General features: G+C 34.0%; 16 protein-coding genes. 14 read left to right on the top strand and 2 right to left on the bottom strand.

What is annotated here, in order from left to right:
* Window positions 1-25 precede the first annotated feature (25 nt).
* The 14 genes from ACVC43_RS08175 to ACVC43_RS08110 all read left to right on the top strand — a co-directional run bounded on the left by ACVC43_RS08175 (window position 26) and on the right by ACVC43_RS08110 (window position 17,823).
* Window positions 26-904 (top strand): sialate O-acetylesterase, encoded by an 879-nt coding sequence (locus tag ACVC43_RS08175; protein ID WP_452224015.1) that lies wholly within the window; start codon window positions 26-28, stop codon window positions 902-904.
* Window positions 905-2,485, top strand: a complete 1,581-nt coding sequence (locus ACVC43_RS08170) for a sulfatase family protein (protein ID WP_452224014.1) — start codon at window positions 905-907, stop codon at window positions 2,483-2,485. It begins immediately after the preceding gene.
* The gene (locus ACVC43_RS08165; RefSeq protein ID WP_452224013.1) at window positions 2,485-3,921 is read left to right on the top strand and encodes a sulfatase; all 1,437 of its coding nucleotides are present in this window, start codon (window positions 2,485-2,487) and stop codon (window positions 3,919-3,921) included. Before ACVC43_RS08170 ends, ACVC43_RS08165 begins: the two co-directional genes overlap by 1 nt.
* Before the next feature lie 17 nt (window positions 3,922-3,938).
* Complete coding sequence (locus ACVC43_RS08160; RefSeq protein WP_452224012.1) at window positions 3,939-4,931, top strand: aldose 1-epimerase family protein; 993 nt, start codon at window positions 3,939-3,941, stop codon at window positions 4,929-4,931.
* A 128-nt stretch (window positions 4,932-5,059) separates the two neighbouring features.
* Window positions 5,060-6,841 carry a T9SS type A sorting domain-containing protein gene (locus tag ACVC43_RS08155; protein WP_452224011.1) on the top strand — a complete coding sequence of 594 codons (1,782 nt, stop codon included), beginning with the start codon at window positions 5,060-5,062 and terminating at the stop codon, window positions 6,839-6,841.
* Window positions 6,842-7,747: a sugar phosphate isomerase/epimerase family protein gene (locus ACVC43_RS08150; RefSeq protein ID WP_452224010.1), complete on the top strand. Its 906-nt coding sequence runs from the start codon at window positions 6,842-6,844 to the stop codon at window positions 7,745-7,747. It abuts the gene before it with no gap.
* A 216-nt stretch (window positions 7,748-7,963) separates the two neighbouring features.
* Window positions 7,964-9,682, top strand: a complete 1,719-nt coding sequence (locus ACVC43_RS08145; RefSeq protein WP_452224009.1) for a hypothetical protein — start codon at window positions 7,964-7,966, stop codon at window positions 9,680-9,682.
* 10 nt (window positions 9,683-9,692) lie between these two features.
* Window positions 9,693-10,040 (top strand): hypothetical protein, encoded by a 348-nt coding sequence (locus ACVC43_RS08140; RefSeq protein WP_452224008.1) that lies wholly within the window; start codon window positions 9,693-9,695, stop codon window positions 10,038-10,040.
* 20 nt (window positions 10,041-10,060) lie between these two features.
* Window positions 10,061-11,926: a cellulase family glycosylhydrolase gene (locus ACVC43_RS08135; protein WP_452224007.1), complete on the top strand. Its 1,866-nt coding sequence runs from the start codon at window positions 10,061-10,063 to the stop codon at window positions 11,924-11,926.
* Window positions 11,927-11,969: 43 nt separating this feature from the next.
* On the top strand, window positions 11,970-13,352 hold the full coding sequence (locus ACVC43_RS08130) for a T9SS type A sorting domain-containing protein (RefSeq protein WP_452224006.1): 1,383 nt from the start codon (window positions 11,970-11,972) through the stop codon (window positions 13,350-13,352).
* A 248-nt stretch (window positions 13,353-13,600) separates the two neighbouring features.
* On the top strand, window positions 13,601-14,977 hold the full coding sequence (locus ACVC43_RS08125) for a sugar porter family MFS transporter (RefSeq protein ID WP_452224005.1): 1,377 nt from the start codon (window positions 13,601-13,603) through the stop codon (window positions 14,975-14,977).
* 55 nt (window positions 14,978-15,032) lie between these two features.
* Window positions 15,033-15,623 (top strand): HupE/UreJ family protein, encoded by a 591-nt coding sequence (locus tag ACVC43_RS08120; RefSeq protein WP_452224004.1) that lies wholly within the window; start codon window positions 15,033-15,035, stop codon window positions 15,621-15,623.
* Between the two features lie 149 nt (window positions 15,624-15,772).
* Window positions 15,773-16,204 carry a deoxycytidylate deaminase gene (locus ACVC43_RS08115; RefSeq protein WP_452224003.1) on the top strand — a complete coding sequence of 144 codons (432 nt, stop codon included), beginning with the start codon at window positions 15,773-15,775 and terminating at the stop codon, window positions 16,202-16,204.
* A gap of 17 nt (window positions 16,205-16,221) precedes the next feature.
* Entirely contained in the window at window positions 16,222-17,823 is a 1,602-nt protein-coding gene (locus tag ACVC43_RS08110; protein WP_452224002.1) for a S41 family peptidase, read from the top strand.
* On the opposite strand, the gene ACVC43_RS08105 is transcribed toward ACVC43_RS08110, so the two are convergent.
* Both ACVC43_RS08105 and ACVC43_RS08100 read right to left on the bottom strand, forming a co-directional pair.
* Window positions 17,813-18,421, bottom strand: a complete 609-nt coding sequence (locus ACVC43_RS08105; protein ID WP_452224001.1) for an NAD(P)-binding domain-containing protein — start codon at window positions 18,419-18,421, stop codon at window positions 17,813-17,815. The genes ACVC43_RS08110 and ACVC43_RS08105 overlap by 11 nt on opposite strands.
* Entirely contained in the window at window positions 18,422-18,619 is a 198-nt protein-coding gene (locus ACVC43_RS08100) for a hypothetical protein (protein WP_452224000.1), read from the bottom strand.

Raw genomic sequence — 18,619 nt, 5'->3', positions numbered from 1 at the left:
AATATTTTTTTTAATTTAAAAACAGATGAAAATAGTAGTCTCTTATATTATATGTTTTTTACTAACGGTTTCGATTAAGACGGAAGCGCAAAACACTCTTCAACCAAAAAAAACTAAAGTATTTTTATTGGCTGGTCAATCTAACATGGATGGACGCGCTAAAGCATCTGGACTTTCAGAAACAGACAAACAAAGGTTGAAAAAAGCTCAGCAAAACGTGACTTTGTATTATAATTTTGAAAAAGGAAAACCTTTAGATACAACAAAGGTTGCGAAGCATACAGCCAAAAAATTTGGTGCTGACTATTTGTTTGGGCCAGAATTATTCTTCGGAATAGAGATGTCTGAAAAATACCCAAATCATAAGATTGTGTTGATTAAACGATCTAAAGGAGGCATGTCTCTTTATGGAGCATGGAATCCAGATTGGGATGAAAAAAAAGCAACATTAATGAATGAACAAAACCAACCTAAACTGTACAGTGAGTTGGTAAGTTACTCGAACCACATATTATCTCAATTATCAAATTATGAACTCTGCGGAATGCTTTGGGTTCAAGGTGAAACCGATAGCGGAAAGCGTTTTGGCACTAAACCAGGAGAAGCTTATGAAACTAACCTTTCAAAATTAATTAGCCGCGTACGTTCAGATTTTAAAAAGCCTAATTTACCATTTATAATGTTTCAGGTTGGTAATGGCAAAGTGGTTGAAGCTATGCAAACTGTTTCAAAAGCAGACGATAACGTACTCTTAATTCCGCAGGAAAGCGATAAAAACTCAAAGTTTTATTTTGAAAAAAACCCACCACCAATTGGTCATTACGTCACTGACGCTATGAAAAAAATCGGGACTTATTTTTTTGAGTTTTATGAAAAAGAATTTAGTAAACAATTAAAAGACTAAATGAAGAACTTAGCTTTAATCATACTCTTTTCATGTGCATTCCAATTTGGTAATGCTCAAACTGAAAACCGTTCAACGAAACGTCCAAACATCGTTTATATTTTGGCAGACGATTTGGGTATTGGTGATGTTTCCGGTTTAAATCCTGAAGCAAAAGTTAGTACACCAAATATTGATGCTTTGATAAAGAACGGAATGACCTTTACCGACGCGCACACCACGTCTTCAGTTTGCACACCGTCACGATACAGCATCATGACTGGCGAATATGCATGGCGAACAAAATTAAAAGGACGTGTTTTAGATGGTTTTTCTAAAGCATTAATTGAAGATACAAAAGACACTGCACCAAAATTATTGCAGCGTAATGGATACAAAACCACAATGATTGGTAAATGGCATTTGGGTTGGAATTGGGTTGTTGAGGATGAAGCCAATCTTGAGATGCATCCAAAAAATCCTTATCAATTTAAAGAAGATATCAGTAAAAATGTAGATTATAGCCAACCGTTTTCTGGCGGACCAACAGATTGTGGTTTCGATTATTTCTTCGGATTGAATGCATCACTGGATTTTCCGCCTTATGTGTATTCAGAAAATAATAAACTCATTACCATGCCAACAGCAACCATGAAACCTGATGGAAAGGATAAAGATTTTCCTGGCGGAAGAAAAAAGGATTTAGTTGGCGGACAAAAATTAAAACGAAGAGGTGATAAGGCACCAGATTTTAAAGCAGAACAAGTAATGTTGGATTTAACAAACAAGTCTGTTGAGTATATCGCTAATTACAAAGAAGAGAATCCATTCTTTTTGTACATTCCGCTCACTGCACCACACACACCTGTTTATCCAAGAGATGAATTTATTGGAACAAGTAAAGCAGGAATTTATGGCGATTTTATTCAGGAATTAGATTGGACGGTTGGTCAAATCGTTTCAGCCTTAAAAGAAAAAGGGATTGAAGACAATACCATCATCATTTTCACAGCAGATAATGGAGCATCGAAAGCGTCGTTTCCTGTAGAATTTGAAGATCAATTCAACCACAAACCAAGCGCACATTTAAAAGGAAGAAAAGCATCATTGCACCAAGGTGGACATACGGTTCCGTTCATCGTACAATGGAAAAACGAAGTGAAACCCAATTCAAAAAATCACACAACCATTTCATTGGGTGATTTATATGCCACTTGCGCTGATTTACTAAATGCGGAAACAGACCACAACCAAGGTGTCGATAGCTACAGTATTTTATCGCTATTAAAAGGAAAGGATAATTACAGCAGAGAAGCTTCGGTTTACAGCAATTTTGCTGGACGCTTTTCCATTAGAAAAGGCGACTGGAAAATGGATTTAAATCCTAAAAAGGGAAGTAGCTATTTATTCAACATTGCAAAAGATCCTTCTGAAACGACGAATCTATTTTTTGATGATGCTTATGCGGAAAAAAAGCAAGAATTAACTTCGGCATTAAACACGATTATTCTTAACGGAAGAAGTACAGAAGGAGAAATATTAGAAAATGAAGGTCCGAAAATCTGGAAACAATTGTTCTGGTTAAAAAATAAAAAGAATTAATGAAAAACATAGTTGTTATAGGAATTTTGCTTTTAGCTTTTTGCTCTTGCAATGCACAAAACAATGCTGTTCAAAAAGCAGAAAAGCAACCTAATGTGCTTTTCATTTTGGCAGACGATTTAGGCATTAACGCTTTGAACTGTTATGGTAATACTTTGGTGGAATCGCCAAATATAGATAAGCTATTTTCTGAAGGTATGCATTTTACCAATGGCTATTCTAACGATCCCACTTGTGCGCCGTCGCGAGCTTCTATTCTATCAGGTCAATATGTGCCAAGACATAAAGTGTATCGTGTTGCAGATCGTTACAAAACCGATAAAAAAACATTGGAAGCGATGCGCTATTTACCACCAGCAATTAATAGAGTAAAAGGTTCTGGTGCAGGATTAAATTTAGATAAAATAACCATTGCCGAAGCTTTAAAAACCAACAATTATGCAACTTCAGCCTATGGGAAATGGCATTTAGGAAAGAACGATTTACAAATCCAAAATCAAGGATTTGATCAAGGTTACGAAATTACGGGTCACTATAATTTTAAAACTTCACCACAACAAGATGGTTTAGACCATACATTGTATTCCGCAGATGTGATTACCGAAAAATCGATTAATTTTATTAAAAAGGCATCTTCAGAAAACAAACCGTTCTTCGCCTATGTGCCTTACTATTTGGTACATAAACCTTTAGAGCCAAAACCTGAATATCTGGCATATTTCAGAAAAAAATTAAAAAACAATGCTGATGTTGGAAAGGACGAAATCAAAGTCTTAGCTATGATTAAAAGTCTTGATGAAAGCGTTGGACAATTGCTTGAAGCTTTAAAAGATTTAGGCTTAGAAGACGATACTATTATTGTATTTACAAGCGACAATGGTCACTACAAAACTGAAAGCAACATCTTTAATCAGCCATATCAAGGTGTTAAAGGCCAAACATTGGAAGGCGGAATTAGGGTGCCTTATATTATTAAATGGAAAAATAAAATTGAAGCTGGATCAAGGTCTACAGAACCAATTATTCACGTGGATATGTATCCGACACTTTTAGGATTAACAAACACACCACAACCAAAAGACTATGTTTTGGATGGTGAAGATATTTCACCTATTTTATTAGGAAAAACTTCGGAAACCAAACGCAATGCATTGGTTTGGCAATACACAAATTACTCACGTTGGAATGAGAAGAGAAAGGAATTTGCCTCAAGTTGGGTGAATGTGATACAAATGGATGGTTTTAAAATGACCGAAGACATTGAAACAAACAACTTTACTTTATATAATTTAAACAATGATCCTTACGAGACTAATGAGGTTTCAAACAACTATCCTGCTGAAATAGTGAAATTAAAAGCAAGATTACAACAATGGAAAAAAGAAACCGGTTATGAAAATCCGCAACCAAATCCTGATTTTTCTAATAGAGAATAATAATTATTTGTTTATTTATGAAACGAAATATAGTGATATGTATTTGCCTCTTTGCTCTTATCTTAAGTTGTAATGATGCTAAACAAAAACCCGAAGTAAAAACAAAGTCAAAAACAGAAAATCTAATTGAGTCTATGGCAATTCATACAATAAGCAACGACAATTTAAAAGTGTCTATAAAAACTAAAGGTGCGGAGCTAACAAGTATTAAAGTGGATACTACCGAATATTTATGGCAAGGCAATCCCGAATTTTGGAACAGGCAATCGCCAATCTTATTTCCTATTGTTGGACGCCTTAAAGATCATGAGTATACTTACAACGGAAAAACCTATAAAATGCCACAACACGGTTTTGCAAGGGATAATGAGTTTCATGTCGTTGCTAAATCTAAAAACAGCATCACTTTTGAGCAAATTGCTACTGAAACTTCAAAGGCTATATATCCTTTCGATTTTGTGCTTCAAATACAATATGTAATACACGATAAAACGTTAGCGGTCAACTATTTAGTTAAAAACCCTTCAGCCAAAGACGATTTGTATTTTTCAATAGGTGCACATCCAGCATTTAACTGCCCTATTGAAAAAGGCCAAAAACGCAGTGAATACCAATTGGTTTTCGATACAGACGCGATGCCTAAAACGCAAGATAAAGATGATGGGTTATACAAAGACCAATGGACACAGTATTTTAAAGAGCCAGGTATTTTAGAGTTGCCAAATACGGTTTTCGATGAAGGCTCACTTACTTTTAATCCCAATCCGTTTTCTAAAGTGACCTTTGTTCACAAGCCCACCAATAAACAATATTTGAGCGTCACATTTAAAGATTTTCCATATTTAGGCATTTGGTCAATTAATAATAAATCGCCATTTGTATGTATAGAACCTTGGTTTGGTATTGCAGATCATGTAAACCACAATAAAGATTACAAACGAAAAGAAGGAGTTTTAAAACTTGCTCCAAACAAGACGTTTACAAGTAGTTATACAATAGAAATACTCTAAAAAGTGATAGATAATTAAAAACAACAGCAAATTTTAAAGCTGACAGTTATTAAACTCATTGCCTCTACTTTTAAACCCTTTCGGTTTTTTTAATAGTTAATTTTGAGTGAACATATTAAACTTACCCAATGCGTAATATAAAATTACAATTAGTATTAGCTGTCGCACTTTTTCTTAGTGCATTTACTCATGCCCAAACTACTTACTATGTAGATCAACAAAACGGTAGCGATGCCAGTAACGGGACTAGTGTTTCAACAGCTTTCGAGACTTTTGATAAAGCAAAAAACGAAGTGTCTGCAGGAGATACCATTGAGATTATTGGTGAATATAGCAACCCAAGCTATAATCCAAATTACACTTACACTACAGAACACGATGCGCATCTTTGGCATGCAGAAAACACTATTAGAATAAATAACCTAAACGGTTCAGCTGGAAATTATATAACTATTAAAGCGCATAATAATTCAACTGTTTTAAAAGGAGATGGTGGTAATATTTTTAGGATAACGAATAGTTCTTATTTAAAAATTGAAGATTTTAATATGGAAGGAGAAGTGGATAGAATCCCACTTACTACCGCTAATAATTTGCAGTTTGTTTATATAATAGATGATGGTAACTTACAAGGTACAGTAACAGCACCAGATGCAGCAGATATAAAATTTAGAAATTTAGATGAAACTAACGATACCGATGGGATTGTTGAAGAAACCGATACGTATTCAGATATAAGCAACCTCTCAGTAAAAAGACCTTCTTATGTAGATACTAGAGGTTTTTTTATGAGTAATTCTGAAAACGTAATCATTACTAATAATACCATTCACCATACTCCAGGAGGTGGTCTTAGGGTGTCCGACAGTAAGTTTGTAGATGTTATTGGTAATGAAATTTACAGGTGTTCTGCACGATCTTACTCTGGTACGCATGCTTTAGTAGTTACTAGAACAGAACCAATAGGCTCCACAGATTACAGTATAAAAATTCTTAAAAATTTAATACATCACAATTATAACGAACAATTCTCTTGGGCACCAGATAAGACTATAATTACTCCAATTATAGATGAGGGTAAAGGAATTTCTTTACAAAGAAATAATACAGCAGGATGGATTAACGGTAGCGGGCGAATTTTAGTTGCTAACAACCTATGCTATTGGAATGGGTTTAGTGGTGTACACTCTAACGATGGTAACAGAATTGATTTTATAAACAACACATGTTACTTAAATTCTTATACAAATACAGTTACCTATGCAGGGCAAACACAACAAGGAAGAAATATTGGTGTAAGTGCTCAAGGCAGTGATGATATAAAAATGATTAATAATATTTCGGTTATCGATACAGACTGGAATGGTTATGCATTAGCCGCAGGAGGTACTTCCAACTTATTTGTGTCTGATAATATCATTTTTGGCTATAATGGTACAGTAAGTCAAGATAATGACATTACAAGTGTAGAAACAAATACTACAATTGGAAATCCATTATTTATTAACGCTGGTGATCATGATGCTGGTACTTATGACTTTGGTTTAAGTTCAAACTCACCAGCTATTGATATTGCTAATACCACATTTGCACCTGGTGACGATTATTTAGGAAACAGTCGAGATGCCAATCCAGATATAGGAGCCATAGAGTTTATTTCTACTTTATCAGTTAATGATGAGGAGTTAAGTACTTTAGGAGTATTTCCAAATCCTTTTAATAATCAAATTACTATTCTTCACAATAATATAGAGTCAAAAAATATAAGTCTATATAATATTTTAGGACAAAAGCAATCTTTTAATGCGCAATCGAATACCAATTCTGTCACTTTAAATTTAAATCATTTACCAAGCGGAGTGTATGTGTTAAAAATGGGCTCGGTTACTAAAAAGGTGATTAAAAAGTAAATGACAAAATCTAAGTTGTTACTTGCATTATTAAGAAGAATGGCTTGCATAATTATTATTGCAGGCATTTTTTCTGCTTGTAAAACTTCGGAAAGCATTGCAGTAAATAATGAAGCACTTTTTAAAAAAGAAAACCTTATTCCGTGGTCAATTGTTGGTTTCGATATTAAAGAGCGCACTCCAAATGAGCGTTTAGAGATGTTAGAGCGTTTAGGCTTTAAGCAATACGCCTACGGAAACCGCCCAAAACACATCCCAACGATGCAACAAGAGTGGGAACTGGCAAAAAATAAAAACATTGCAATTAAAGCAGTCTGGCTTTATATAAACCTTAAAAAAGACCAACCAAATACACTAAAACCTGAAAGTGAAGCGGTTTTTAAGCACTTAGAAGCTGTAGGTTTAAAAACTCAAATTTGGGTAGGCTTTGAACCTAAGCATTTTGAAGCTTTATCTCCAGAAGAATCCTTAAAACAAACAGTAGAAATGGTTTCCTATTTATCGCAACGCGCAAAAGGATTGGGTTGTAAGGTTGCATTGTATAACCATGGAGGCTGGTTTGGTAATCCAGATAATCAGTTAAAAATTATTAAAGCACTTCCAGATGAAGCGTTAGGAATTGTTTTTAATTTTCATCACGCTCATGATGAGTTGGAAGCTTATCCTGAAAACATTAAAAAATTGCTCCCATATCTCTGGTGTGTCAATTTAAATGGAATGAAAGCTGGAGGTCCAAAAATTATCACTATCGGAAAAGGAGACCTTGAAAAAAAGATGATTCAACAATTATTAGACTTAAATTATTCAGGACCTTTTGGAATTTTAGGACATGTTAAAGGCGGAGATCCTGAAATAATTTTAGAAGAAAATTATCTTGGCTTAACACGTCTTTTTTCAGAAAAATAATCATCTTTTTCGCGTAAAAAACAAGTAGCAAAATAGAACAAAAAGCCTAAAGCTGTGTTTTTTTAATTTCATTAAATATGCTCGTATATTTTACCATAATTGCTTTTAAAGCTTGGTTTTATTGATAAATTCACAATTATCAAACGTTATCAGACTATTATGAAACCATATTTAGCTTCTTTTTCTACAATTTTACAATGTTAAAAAATCGATTATATGAAAACCAAGTTTTTCCTTTTTGCAATGCTATCAGTATTTATCATTTTATCATGTAATGATGATGATGAGAATTTAAATGGTGCAGGTACAGTGAGTTTCACTTTAGACCAATTAATAGAGGTTGAAAACGCAACCCAACCATTAAACGTTAATCTGGGTATAGATAATTTTAATCATGGAGGCGGAACTGTAGATGTTTCCATTTCTGGTGCAGATTATGGTGTCGCTTACGAAACAAGTACAGGTAATGCTAATTTTACTATTACAATACAGCCGGGAAGCTTAGCTAATTCTTTTGGCTTAACACCTGTAGATAACGATACAATAGACGGCAATCTAAACTTAACTATTACCTTAACAAACGCCACAGGATCTTTGGTTTTAGGAGAGAACTCCACGCTTCAATTTACTATTTTAGACGACGACGATCCATTAGTGGCTATTGTAGACTTTGAAAATGCAACAGGAACAATACAAGAAGATGATACAACTAATTATTTAATAAATATCCCTTTTAACCAAGCGTCTACAGAAGGAGGGACAATTACAATAACTGCTTCTGGTGATGCCGTTTTAGGTACAGACTATAGTGTGGTTGGTCAAAATGCAAGCCCGTTTACCATTACTGTACCTGCCGGAGCAACCGCTGCAAGTTTTGAAATTACTGCCATAGATAATACTGTTTTTGAAGCTAATAAAACAGCCGTATTTTCTATAATAGAAGTAACAGGAGGTTTAACCACCGGAGTAACTACAGCAACAACAATTACAATTGAGAATGATGATTCTCCACCAAATCCAGTTATAGATTTTAGCTCTTCAAACACATTAACTTACACAGAAGCAGATGGAACAATAACTTTAAATTTTGATATCTCTAATACCACAACAGCAGATGCTACAGTAGAATTAACAGCAACAGGTACTGCAGATGATTCAGATTTTAATTTTGGAGGCAGCAATAGTCCGTATTCATTTATTATTCCTTCTGGTTCATCAGCTGGTAGTGTTTCATTAACTATAGTAGATGATGCCAGTCAAGAAGCAGATGAAACTATAGTTCTTAGCATAACAAATGTTACAGGAGGTTTAGATGCAGGAGTGAATATACAGCAGCAAACGCTAACTATTACAGACAATGACGCTGTAGTATTTAATTATGTTGAAGATTTCGAGTCTGGAAGCGATTTAGCAACATTAGGTTTCGAAAATATTTTAAACGGTCAAACAGTCGATCCAACTAAAGTTATTGAATTAATTACCAGTGCTGGTAATTTTACAGATGTTAATGATTTTACAATGCCTTCAGATAATGGTTTAAACATCTTTTATAACGCAGGAAGTGGTACAACAGTTACAGAATTATTAGACAATGTTTTGGTATCACCATTAATGAATGCTACTGGTAATTTTGAAGTTATTATTGATAATGCGTATGCATTTAAAAATCAAAACACCGCTACCATCACCTATTATTATTCTGAAACATATAACGGTTCTGGAACTTTTACAGAAAGTGAATGGACAGTTATGGGAACCGAAACTGTAGCCAATATGGATGCAGATGGTTTTGGAAATAATGATTACAAACAACAAAATTTTAATATTACAACTACGGCAGATTTTTACGTAGCTGTAAGAATTTCTCAAACAATTGATGGTACTAATTATAGAACGAGATGGCGTTTCGATAATTTGAAAATTAATTCACTTTAAAAAAAATATTATGAAAAAAATACTATTTACATGTGTCCTGTTTTTAGGATTAGGACTTACAACGGGTTTTTCGCAATCTGATAAAATAAAGGGAAAAGCTACTGAAAAGGTAGAACAGATAAATGCCGAAATTATAGCAGGAGACAAGTCTCAAGCTCTAACCGAAGAACAAAAAGAACAAATCTATAACGTTCATGTTGAAAGATTGCAAGCTTTAAAAAAAGTTAAAAAGGCTGATGGAGATAAAGAAGACCAAAAAGAAGTAAACAAAAAATTTAATAAGAAAATCTACAAAGAGATTTTAACAAAAGATCAAAAGAAAGCCAGGAAGGCAGGTAAGGAAAAAACCAAAGAATAGTTGATTAATAGCAAACACAAATGAAGCACTTAACAGTATCCATATTAATATTTTTTGTAGCGATAACTTCTATTGCTTATGCGCAATCTACACCACAACAAATGGTTAGTAGTATGGGCAGAGGTATTAATTTGGGTAATGTTTTAAGTGCGCCTGTAGAAGGCAACTGGTCACCAGCTGTAGAAGAAACTTTTTTTGAGGATGTTGCTGCTTCGGGTTTTCAAACCGTGAGGATTCCTATTCGGTGGGATTTCCATACAACTCCTTTTAACGCGGTAACATATACCGATGGTAATAATAATTACACAGGTAGTCCAGCCGATTATGTTGTAGACAGCTCTTTTTTAGACAGAGTTGAACAAGTTACCGATTGGGCATTAAACAATGGCTTAGTTGCCATTATAGATGTGCATGGCGACCATTGGTTTTGGGAAAGCTATGATTCTGGTAGCCCAGAATATAAAACTGGAAACGATCTTTTGGCGTCTGAAGACAGATTTCGTGCCATTTGGCTTGCTATTTCACAAAGATTTCAAAACAAGCATGAAAACTTGTTGTTTGAAATCATGAATGAGGCCTATTTTAGTATGTCGGCTCCCGAAGTTAACTATATCAACCAAGAAATTCTTGATATTATTCGCTTAACTAATCCAACCAGAAATGTCATTATAAATGGTGGTGGTGTAAATTCATGGGAAGCCCCTTTGCAAATACCAGCCTCCTTTATACAAAGCGACAATTATTTAATAGCAACATTTCACTATTATAAACCAGGATCGTTTACCAGATCTGCTGGTGAAAATCAAACAGACAACGATTGGGGAACAGCTAGCGATAAGCAGTCTGTAGACGCCCATTTTGATGCTGTTGAAACATGGTCTCAAAATAACAACATTCCTGTTTTTTTAGGAGAATTTGGAGCCGATAATGTATGTGGTTACGATTATGAAAATGAGGTATGCGGTAACTTTGGTGGTCCGGATGAAGTTTCGAGATATGTCTATCATCAATACGTTGCAGAAGCAGCTGTAAACAGAGGGTTTTCTCTTGCTGTTTGGGATGCAGGTTTTAAAGCTGGTAAAACTATATATAGATCAGATATAAGAAAATGGGTTGTAGATATTAGAAACGCAGTGTTAGGAATTGCTTGTCCAGTTTCTGGAATAATTTCCAATCCCGATATAGAATGCGGTTATGAAATGGATTGGGATTTATTTGTACAAACCCCAGCAGTAGCAACAAACACAGATGCCACTTTGGGAGAAAGTAAAGATGGTAAAATAACCATGCAAGTAGATGTTACTACAGCAGGAGGCAGTTTTAATAAAACTATTTTAAACAATATTGTTGTCGCAGACGCCTCTTTATCCGGAAAATCACTTAGTTTTTCCTGTTTTGCAAAAGCTTCGACAAATACACAACAATTTAAATTCAGGTTAAAAGCGATTGTCAATGGTGCCACAGAATTAACAGCTTCTCCAACTTTTAATTTAAATGATACGGCATATCAACAATATCAGTTTCAATATACAGTACCTCAAAACATATCATCATTGCAACTGCAAATACTTTGCGGAAAGCAAGCTGGTGTCTATTATTTTGATGATTTCCAAATGGAAGATCAAACATTAAGTATTGTAGAAAACCCAATTAATGCAGCAAATTTTAAAGTATATCCCAACCCTGTAGGCGGCAACAATATTTTGCATTTAGAGAGCGATGAACAAATTGAACGTGTATTACTTTTTAATGTGCAGGGTCAGAATATTCAAATACATATAGAAAATAATAGCATTTCACTACCGCAATTAAACAAAGGCCTTTATTTTTTAAAAGCGTATATGCAGGATGGAAGCATATTAACAAAAAAAATAATAAACAATTAAATATAAAACAATTCAATAAATATTAATCCAAAATTCAAAAATCATGAAAAAAATTACACTATTAACATTATTAATGCTACCGTTAGTTGGGCTTGCCCAAGTAACTAATTCAACTTTTGATTCAGACATTAATGGATGGGTAGATAACAACGCAACCTCATCTTGGAGTTCTACAGAAGGAGATGCTGCTCCAGGATCAATTACATTTACAACTGGTGGAAATAATAATGGACGAATTAACACATCACCAAATGTAGGCCCAGATGATGGTCCAGGTGATTACGTTTTAACGTTTAGCGTTAAGGGAACTATGGGAACCACTGTAAGAGGAGCTATATTTCAAGGTGGTGCAACAAACGGTATTGACATTGACTTGGCAGCCGATGATACTTGGGAAACTTATACGCATACCTTTACAGGTATTACAACAGATAATATGAATGTAAGAGTATTTGGAAGAACTCCAAACTCTACCTATTTTGTAGATGATGTTACTTTTACAATCGTACCATGTACTGGTTTTACAATTTTACCTGAGACAGATGGTGGAGGAACAAACGTAATTACTGCGCCTTCAGCATGTTATTTAACTGGTGATAGCGTAGAATTTACTGCAACACCAGCTTGTGCAAATTTTACCTTTAATGAATGGGTTGTAAATGGAGCACCTGCGGGAAATATGAATCCTCTTAATTATACAGTGGGATCTGCAGATGCTACCGTAACAGCTACTTTTACGCCTGTATCTCCTGCACCAGATTTAAATTTTGATACTACTGCAGAATTAAGTAACTGGTCTGGAAACTCAAGTGCAACAGCTACAGCTGCTAATGACGATTTAACCGTTAGCATCTCTGGTGTTGTTCCTAAAATAACTTACAATTGTGCTATTGCTCCAACATCATGGAACATTAACTCTGTTAAAATAGGTTACGATAATCAATCACCAAATACTGTATTAAGATTTAAACACCCTAAATTTAGCGGTGGAGATAATTATATAGATGAAACGATTACAGCAAACGGAACTGGTGTAGTTGAAATTCCATTAACTAATCCAGACTGGGTTGATAATATGGATTTAATTGAAATTTTATTTAGAAATGCAGGTAACACAGATGCTTCAAATGGCGACATAATTATTGATTATATCGAGTTCTTTAACAATCCATTATTAAGTGTGGATGAGTTTAGTACTACAAACGTTTCTATTTTTCCTAATCCAGCAACAGATGTACTTACAATAAACAGCGATAGAGAAATTATAAATATTTCGGTTTATGATATAACAGGTAAAAAAGTAATTTCTAATGATAATTTAACAAATAACACCTTAAACGTTTCAGCTTTAAATACAGGAGTTTATTTATTAAATCTTACTGATTCTAATAAGAATTCAGTAACCAAAAAACTGGTTATTAAATAAGCACCATAGTAACTAATTGTTTCAGATCACGGAATAATTAAATAGCAGGGATCCTACCTTTAATCTATTGTTTTAGAATATTTTTTATAAAAATGAGAATAGATTAATGGTAGGTTTTTTTATGCAAATACTTAAAGTATTCAATAAATATTTATTACAAACAAAATAGAAACAAGTAGAGGAATTTATTTTCTACGATGTTATTTACTTATATTTAGAACTTAATACTAACTAACATATTTACTAAAATGAAAAAAGGAGTTTTTTTACTACTAATCGCTGCGGTTTCTGCCTTAGGTGGTTTACTGTTTGGTTATGATACAGGTGTTATTAATGGCGCGCAATTTTATCTAACCGAACACTTTAGCTTAAGCGACGGATTAAAAGGTTGGGTTGTTGGTAGTGCACTTTTAGGGTGTTTTTTTGGTGCTATTGTTGCAGGACCATTAAGTATTAAAATTGGTAGAAAATGGTCGTTAATTATTTCTGCCGTCTTATTTACACTCTCAGCTTATGGGTCTGGCTTACCAGAAATTTTCCCGCAATCTGTAAGTATGCTTGTGGTTTTCAGAATTCTAGGTGGATTAGGTATTGGTATTGCTTCTATGAATGCACCAATGTATATAGCAGAAATTGCTCCCTCAAGTATTAGAGGACGTATGGTAACCTATTACCAGTTGGCAATTGTTATAGGCTTTTTTGTAGTGTTTTTAGCCACTTATTTTATAGGAAAAAATTTAACAGTAGATGAAAATATTGCTTTTGGATGGCGCCGAATGTTTTGGTCAGAATTAATACCAAGCGGATTATTTTTAATACTCTTGTTTTTTGTGCCTAAAAGCCCGAGATGGTTAGCCTTAAGAGGAAGAGATGATGAGGCTTTAGCCGTTTTGCAAAAAATTAATGAAGACGAAGAGGCGTCCAAGGAAATTTTACTCATAAAAAAATCTTTAGATGAAAATAAAAAAGGTGTAAAAGTGAGCTACCTCTCTAAGGCTATATTAGTTATAATTGCTATTGGTACTGTATTATCTATGCTACAACAATTTACAGGAATAAACGCAGTACTTTATTATGGTGCAGATATCTTTGAAAAGGCTTTAGGATTTGGTAAAGAAGATGTTCTTGCTCAACAAATATTATTAGCCTTTGTTAATTTAGTATTTACCTTTGTAGCAATGTTTACGGTAGATAAATTTGGTAGAAAACCTCTACTTTATATAGGCTCTGTAGGAATGATTGTTGGTTTTTTACTTTTAGGGATTACACTACAGCAACAAAACGTTGGACTACTTTCTTTAATAGGAGTATTACTTTTTATTGCCTCTTTTGCCTTATCTATGGGTCCAGTGGTTTGGGTGTTACTCTCTGAAATGTTTCCAAACAATATTAGAAGTGTGGCAATGTCGGTAGCAGTCGCAGCTCAATGGGCTGCTAATTATGTGGTATCTCAATCCTTTCCTGTTGTAATGGGAAGTGAAATGAACAACAATAGCACCTGGAATGGCTCTTTACCATATTTCATTTTTATTGTGTTTATCCTTATAATAGTATTTGTAACGTATAAATTTATCCCAGAAACTAAAGGAAAATCTCTTGAAGAAATTGAAGAATTCTGGAAATGATGATGTTTTTCTCTTTTTATTATATCTTTGTAGTTACCCGAAAATATAATCTACAATGCTCGAAGAACTTTGGTTTAATGTACAATATGGTATCAATCACGTATTAGATATCAACGCTTACGATCACGTACTATTTTTAATTGTATTAACAGTGCCTTATATGTTTAAGGATTGGAAACGTGTGTTTTTGTTGGTCACCATGTTTACCGTTGGTCATACTTTGTCATTAATTTTAGCCACCTATGGCGCAGTTAAAGTTTCTGGAGACATAGTAGAATTTTTAATACCACTTTCAATTTTAATAGCAGCACTTTTTAATGTCTTTACATCTGGAAAAGGCGCACAGAAAGAAAAAATAGGCGTGTTGTTTATTACCACTTTATTCTTTGGTTTAATTCATGGTTTAGGCTTTGCCAGAGAATTTAAATTATTAGTTGGTGCAGACGATAGTAAGCTATTAACATTGGTTGAATTTGCTTTAGGTATTGAAATTGCTCAAATTATTATTGTATTTATTGTCTTGTTTTTGGGTTATTTAACGCAAACAATTTTTAGATTTACTAAACGAGACTGGATAATGGTTGTTTCTGCAATTGTGGTGGGCTTAGTTATTCCTATGTTGCTTAGTAGCCCTCTTTTAAAGTAGTATAACATAAATTTATCATAAATCTTCATTAATTGAATTGTAATTAAAATACTAACACGCTATCTTCGTTGTTAGTAGTGTTAACCATACGCATATTTTAAACTGCTGAGTGTTTTTTAAGAAATAAATAATACTACTCTTATAAAAAAATGTCTAAACACAAACAACACAAATACGATAAAGCCTATTTAAGGATAGCCAAAGAATGGGGGAAATTATCACACTGCGAACGTAAACAAGTAGGCGCTTTAATTGTAAAAGGACGTATGATTATTAGCGATGGTTTTAATGGTACACCAACAGGATTCGAGAACCCTTGCGAAGACGAAGAGGGTTACACAAAATGGTATGTTTTACACGCAGAGGCTAATGCTATTTTAAAAGTAGCGTCTTCAACACAATCTTGTAAAGGTGCAACATTATACATTACATTGTCGCCATGTAAAGAATGTAGTAAACTTATACATCAAGCTGGTATAGTTCGTGTAGTGTATAAAGAAGGTTATAAAGACGACTCGGGTTTGCAGTTTTTAGAAAAAGCTGGTATAGAATTAGAGAAAATAGAAGATTTAACCGCATAAAATTTTTTTTAAAGAACATGAAATTAAAAAGAAAATACCTTCCTCTACTTTTAGGTGTTGCAATTGCAGCAGGTATTTTTATTGGTGGTTCTTTAGATTTCAATGACAAAACTGATAGTTTATTTACTTCAAACAGTAAAAAAGATAAACTTAACAGGCTTATAGATTACATAGACCATGATTATGTAGAAGATGTCAATACAGATAGTATTGTAGATGTTACAGTTAATGGTATTTTAGAGAATCTCGATCCGCATTCGGTTTACATTTCAAAAGAAGAAATGCAAAGCGTTACAGAAAACATGAAAGGCGATTTTGTAGGTATAGGCATTAGCTTTTACACCTATAACGATACCATTACAGTAATCAGAACCATAGAAAACGGACCAAGTGAGCGCGCAGGCTTAAAAGGTGGTGACCGTATTATTACTGCAGATGGCGATTCGCTTTTTGGGCGAGACTTAACAAATGGCGATTTGGTAAAAAAATTAAAAGGCCCTAAAGACACCAATGTTACTATAGAAGTTGTTAGAAGAGGAGAGCCAAAACCTTTAAAATTTAAAGTAACTCGCGATAACATTCCTATTGTTAGCGTAGACGCAGCTTATATGTTAACTGAAACATTAGGCTATATTAAAATTAACAGGTTTGCCGAATCCACTTACAAAGAATTTAAAAAAGAATTAACCAAACTCGAAAAAGCTGGTGCTACAGAAATCGCTTTAGATTTACGTAACAATCCAGGTGGTTTTTTAGGTGTGGCAGAACGCATAGTAGATGAGTTTCTGGAAGACGACAAACTTATTTTATTTACTAAAAATAAAAGAGGTAAAATAGAAAAGAGTTTTGCTACACGAAAAGGCTCGTTCGAGGATGGTCACGTTTATGTATTAATAGATGAGAACTCTGCATCTGCGAGCGAAATTGTAGCAGGCGCTTTACAAGATAACGACAAAGGTACCATTGTCGGCCGTCGTTCTTATGGTAAAGGTTTGGTGCAACGTGAAATGAAATTAGGCGATGGAAGCGCAGTGCGTTTAACGGTTTCTAAATATTACACACCAACAGGTCGCTCCATACAACGCGCATACGATAAAGGAAATAAAGACTATTTCGACGATTATTATGCACGATTGGATAGTGGAGAGCTTTTAGATCCAGAAAAAATACAAGTGGCAGATTCGCTTAAATTTACTACACCTCAAGGAAAAATAGTGTATGGAGGAGGAGGTATTATTCCAGATGTTTTTGTGCCTTTAGATGAAGGTATGCAAAATGAAACTATTACTTTTTTGCAGCGCAGAGGGTACATTAATAATTTTGCTTTCGAACAATTGGAGAAGGATAGAGCCCTTTTTAAAGATTTTACAAGAGAAGATTTTTTAATCACTTTTCAAGTATCAGACGAGGTCGTAAAGGAGTTTCAGGAATATTTAAGCAAAAAAAGAAAAACAAATATTGTTTTTGTTGCTTATAAAGAAGAGGTAAAACAATATATAAAAGCAGCGTTAGCAGCTCAGCTTTTTGGAAATGGTGCTTTTGAAGAGGTTATCAATCAAAAGGACACCATGGTTAATGAAGTGATTAATATAAGTCTAAACGGAGAATTTACTGACTAACCTTGTCATGAATTTTGGTTTGTTTGCCATTATTCCAAAGTGTTAAAATATCTGTAGCTACATGCGCTCCACTACCAGATGCAATAGCAAACTGACTTCGCCAACCCGCTAGTGTACCAGCAACATATAGGTTTTCTTCAATGAAATGATTTGTGTTTTCAAGCCAAATTCTGTCCTTTTCAATTGCAGCCCTTGGATGTGGTTTTACATATTGTTCTAGACCAGAAATAGTTAATAAATTTGTGTAGCCTACAGCTATTACTACACGCTTAGTTTTGTATTCGTCTTTATTTGTAATCACTAAAAAGTTATCATTGTTTTTTAAAACGCTTTTAACTTTTTCATTTTCAAATTGTAATACTTCGGGATATAAATCTGCTAATTGTTGTTTGCCTTCAATTAGTAGGTCTTTACCTAAGGTACCCGCTTTTAAGCCTAAAACATTATTAAATAATGCGTTTTGTAGATGGGATGTTTTTTGATGTGTTATAATACCAACTTTTTTGTTTTGAGCAAATGGTTTACTTAGCGCAGAGCCTAAAACTAAAGCACAAGATAAACCTGCAGCGCCACCGCCAATAATTAAAGTGTCTAACATCTATCCTTTACTTTTTTCTTCAATCTTTTTAGAAATTCTTAAAATTTGAAGCAATAATATAGCACACAGAGATGCGATTATAGTAATCAAAGCAACCATACTTTCTCCTTCAAAAAGAGCGTTAAAGTTAATTTTGGTTGCATTAAAAACTATTAATCCAAAAGCAATAATAGTAAGTACTAGTGTAAATATCTTCAT

The sequence above is a fragment of the Lacinutrix chionoecetis genome, assembly GCF_053604665.1.
Note: the sequence above shows the minus strand (reverse complement) of the source record. Positions and strands in the feature narration are given on the sequence as shown.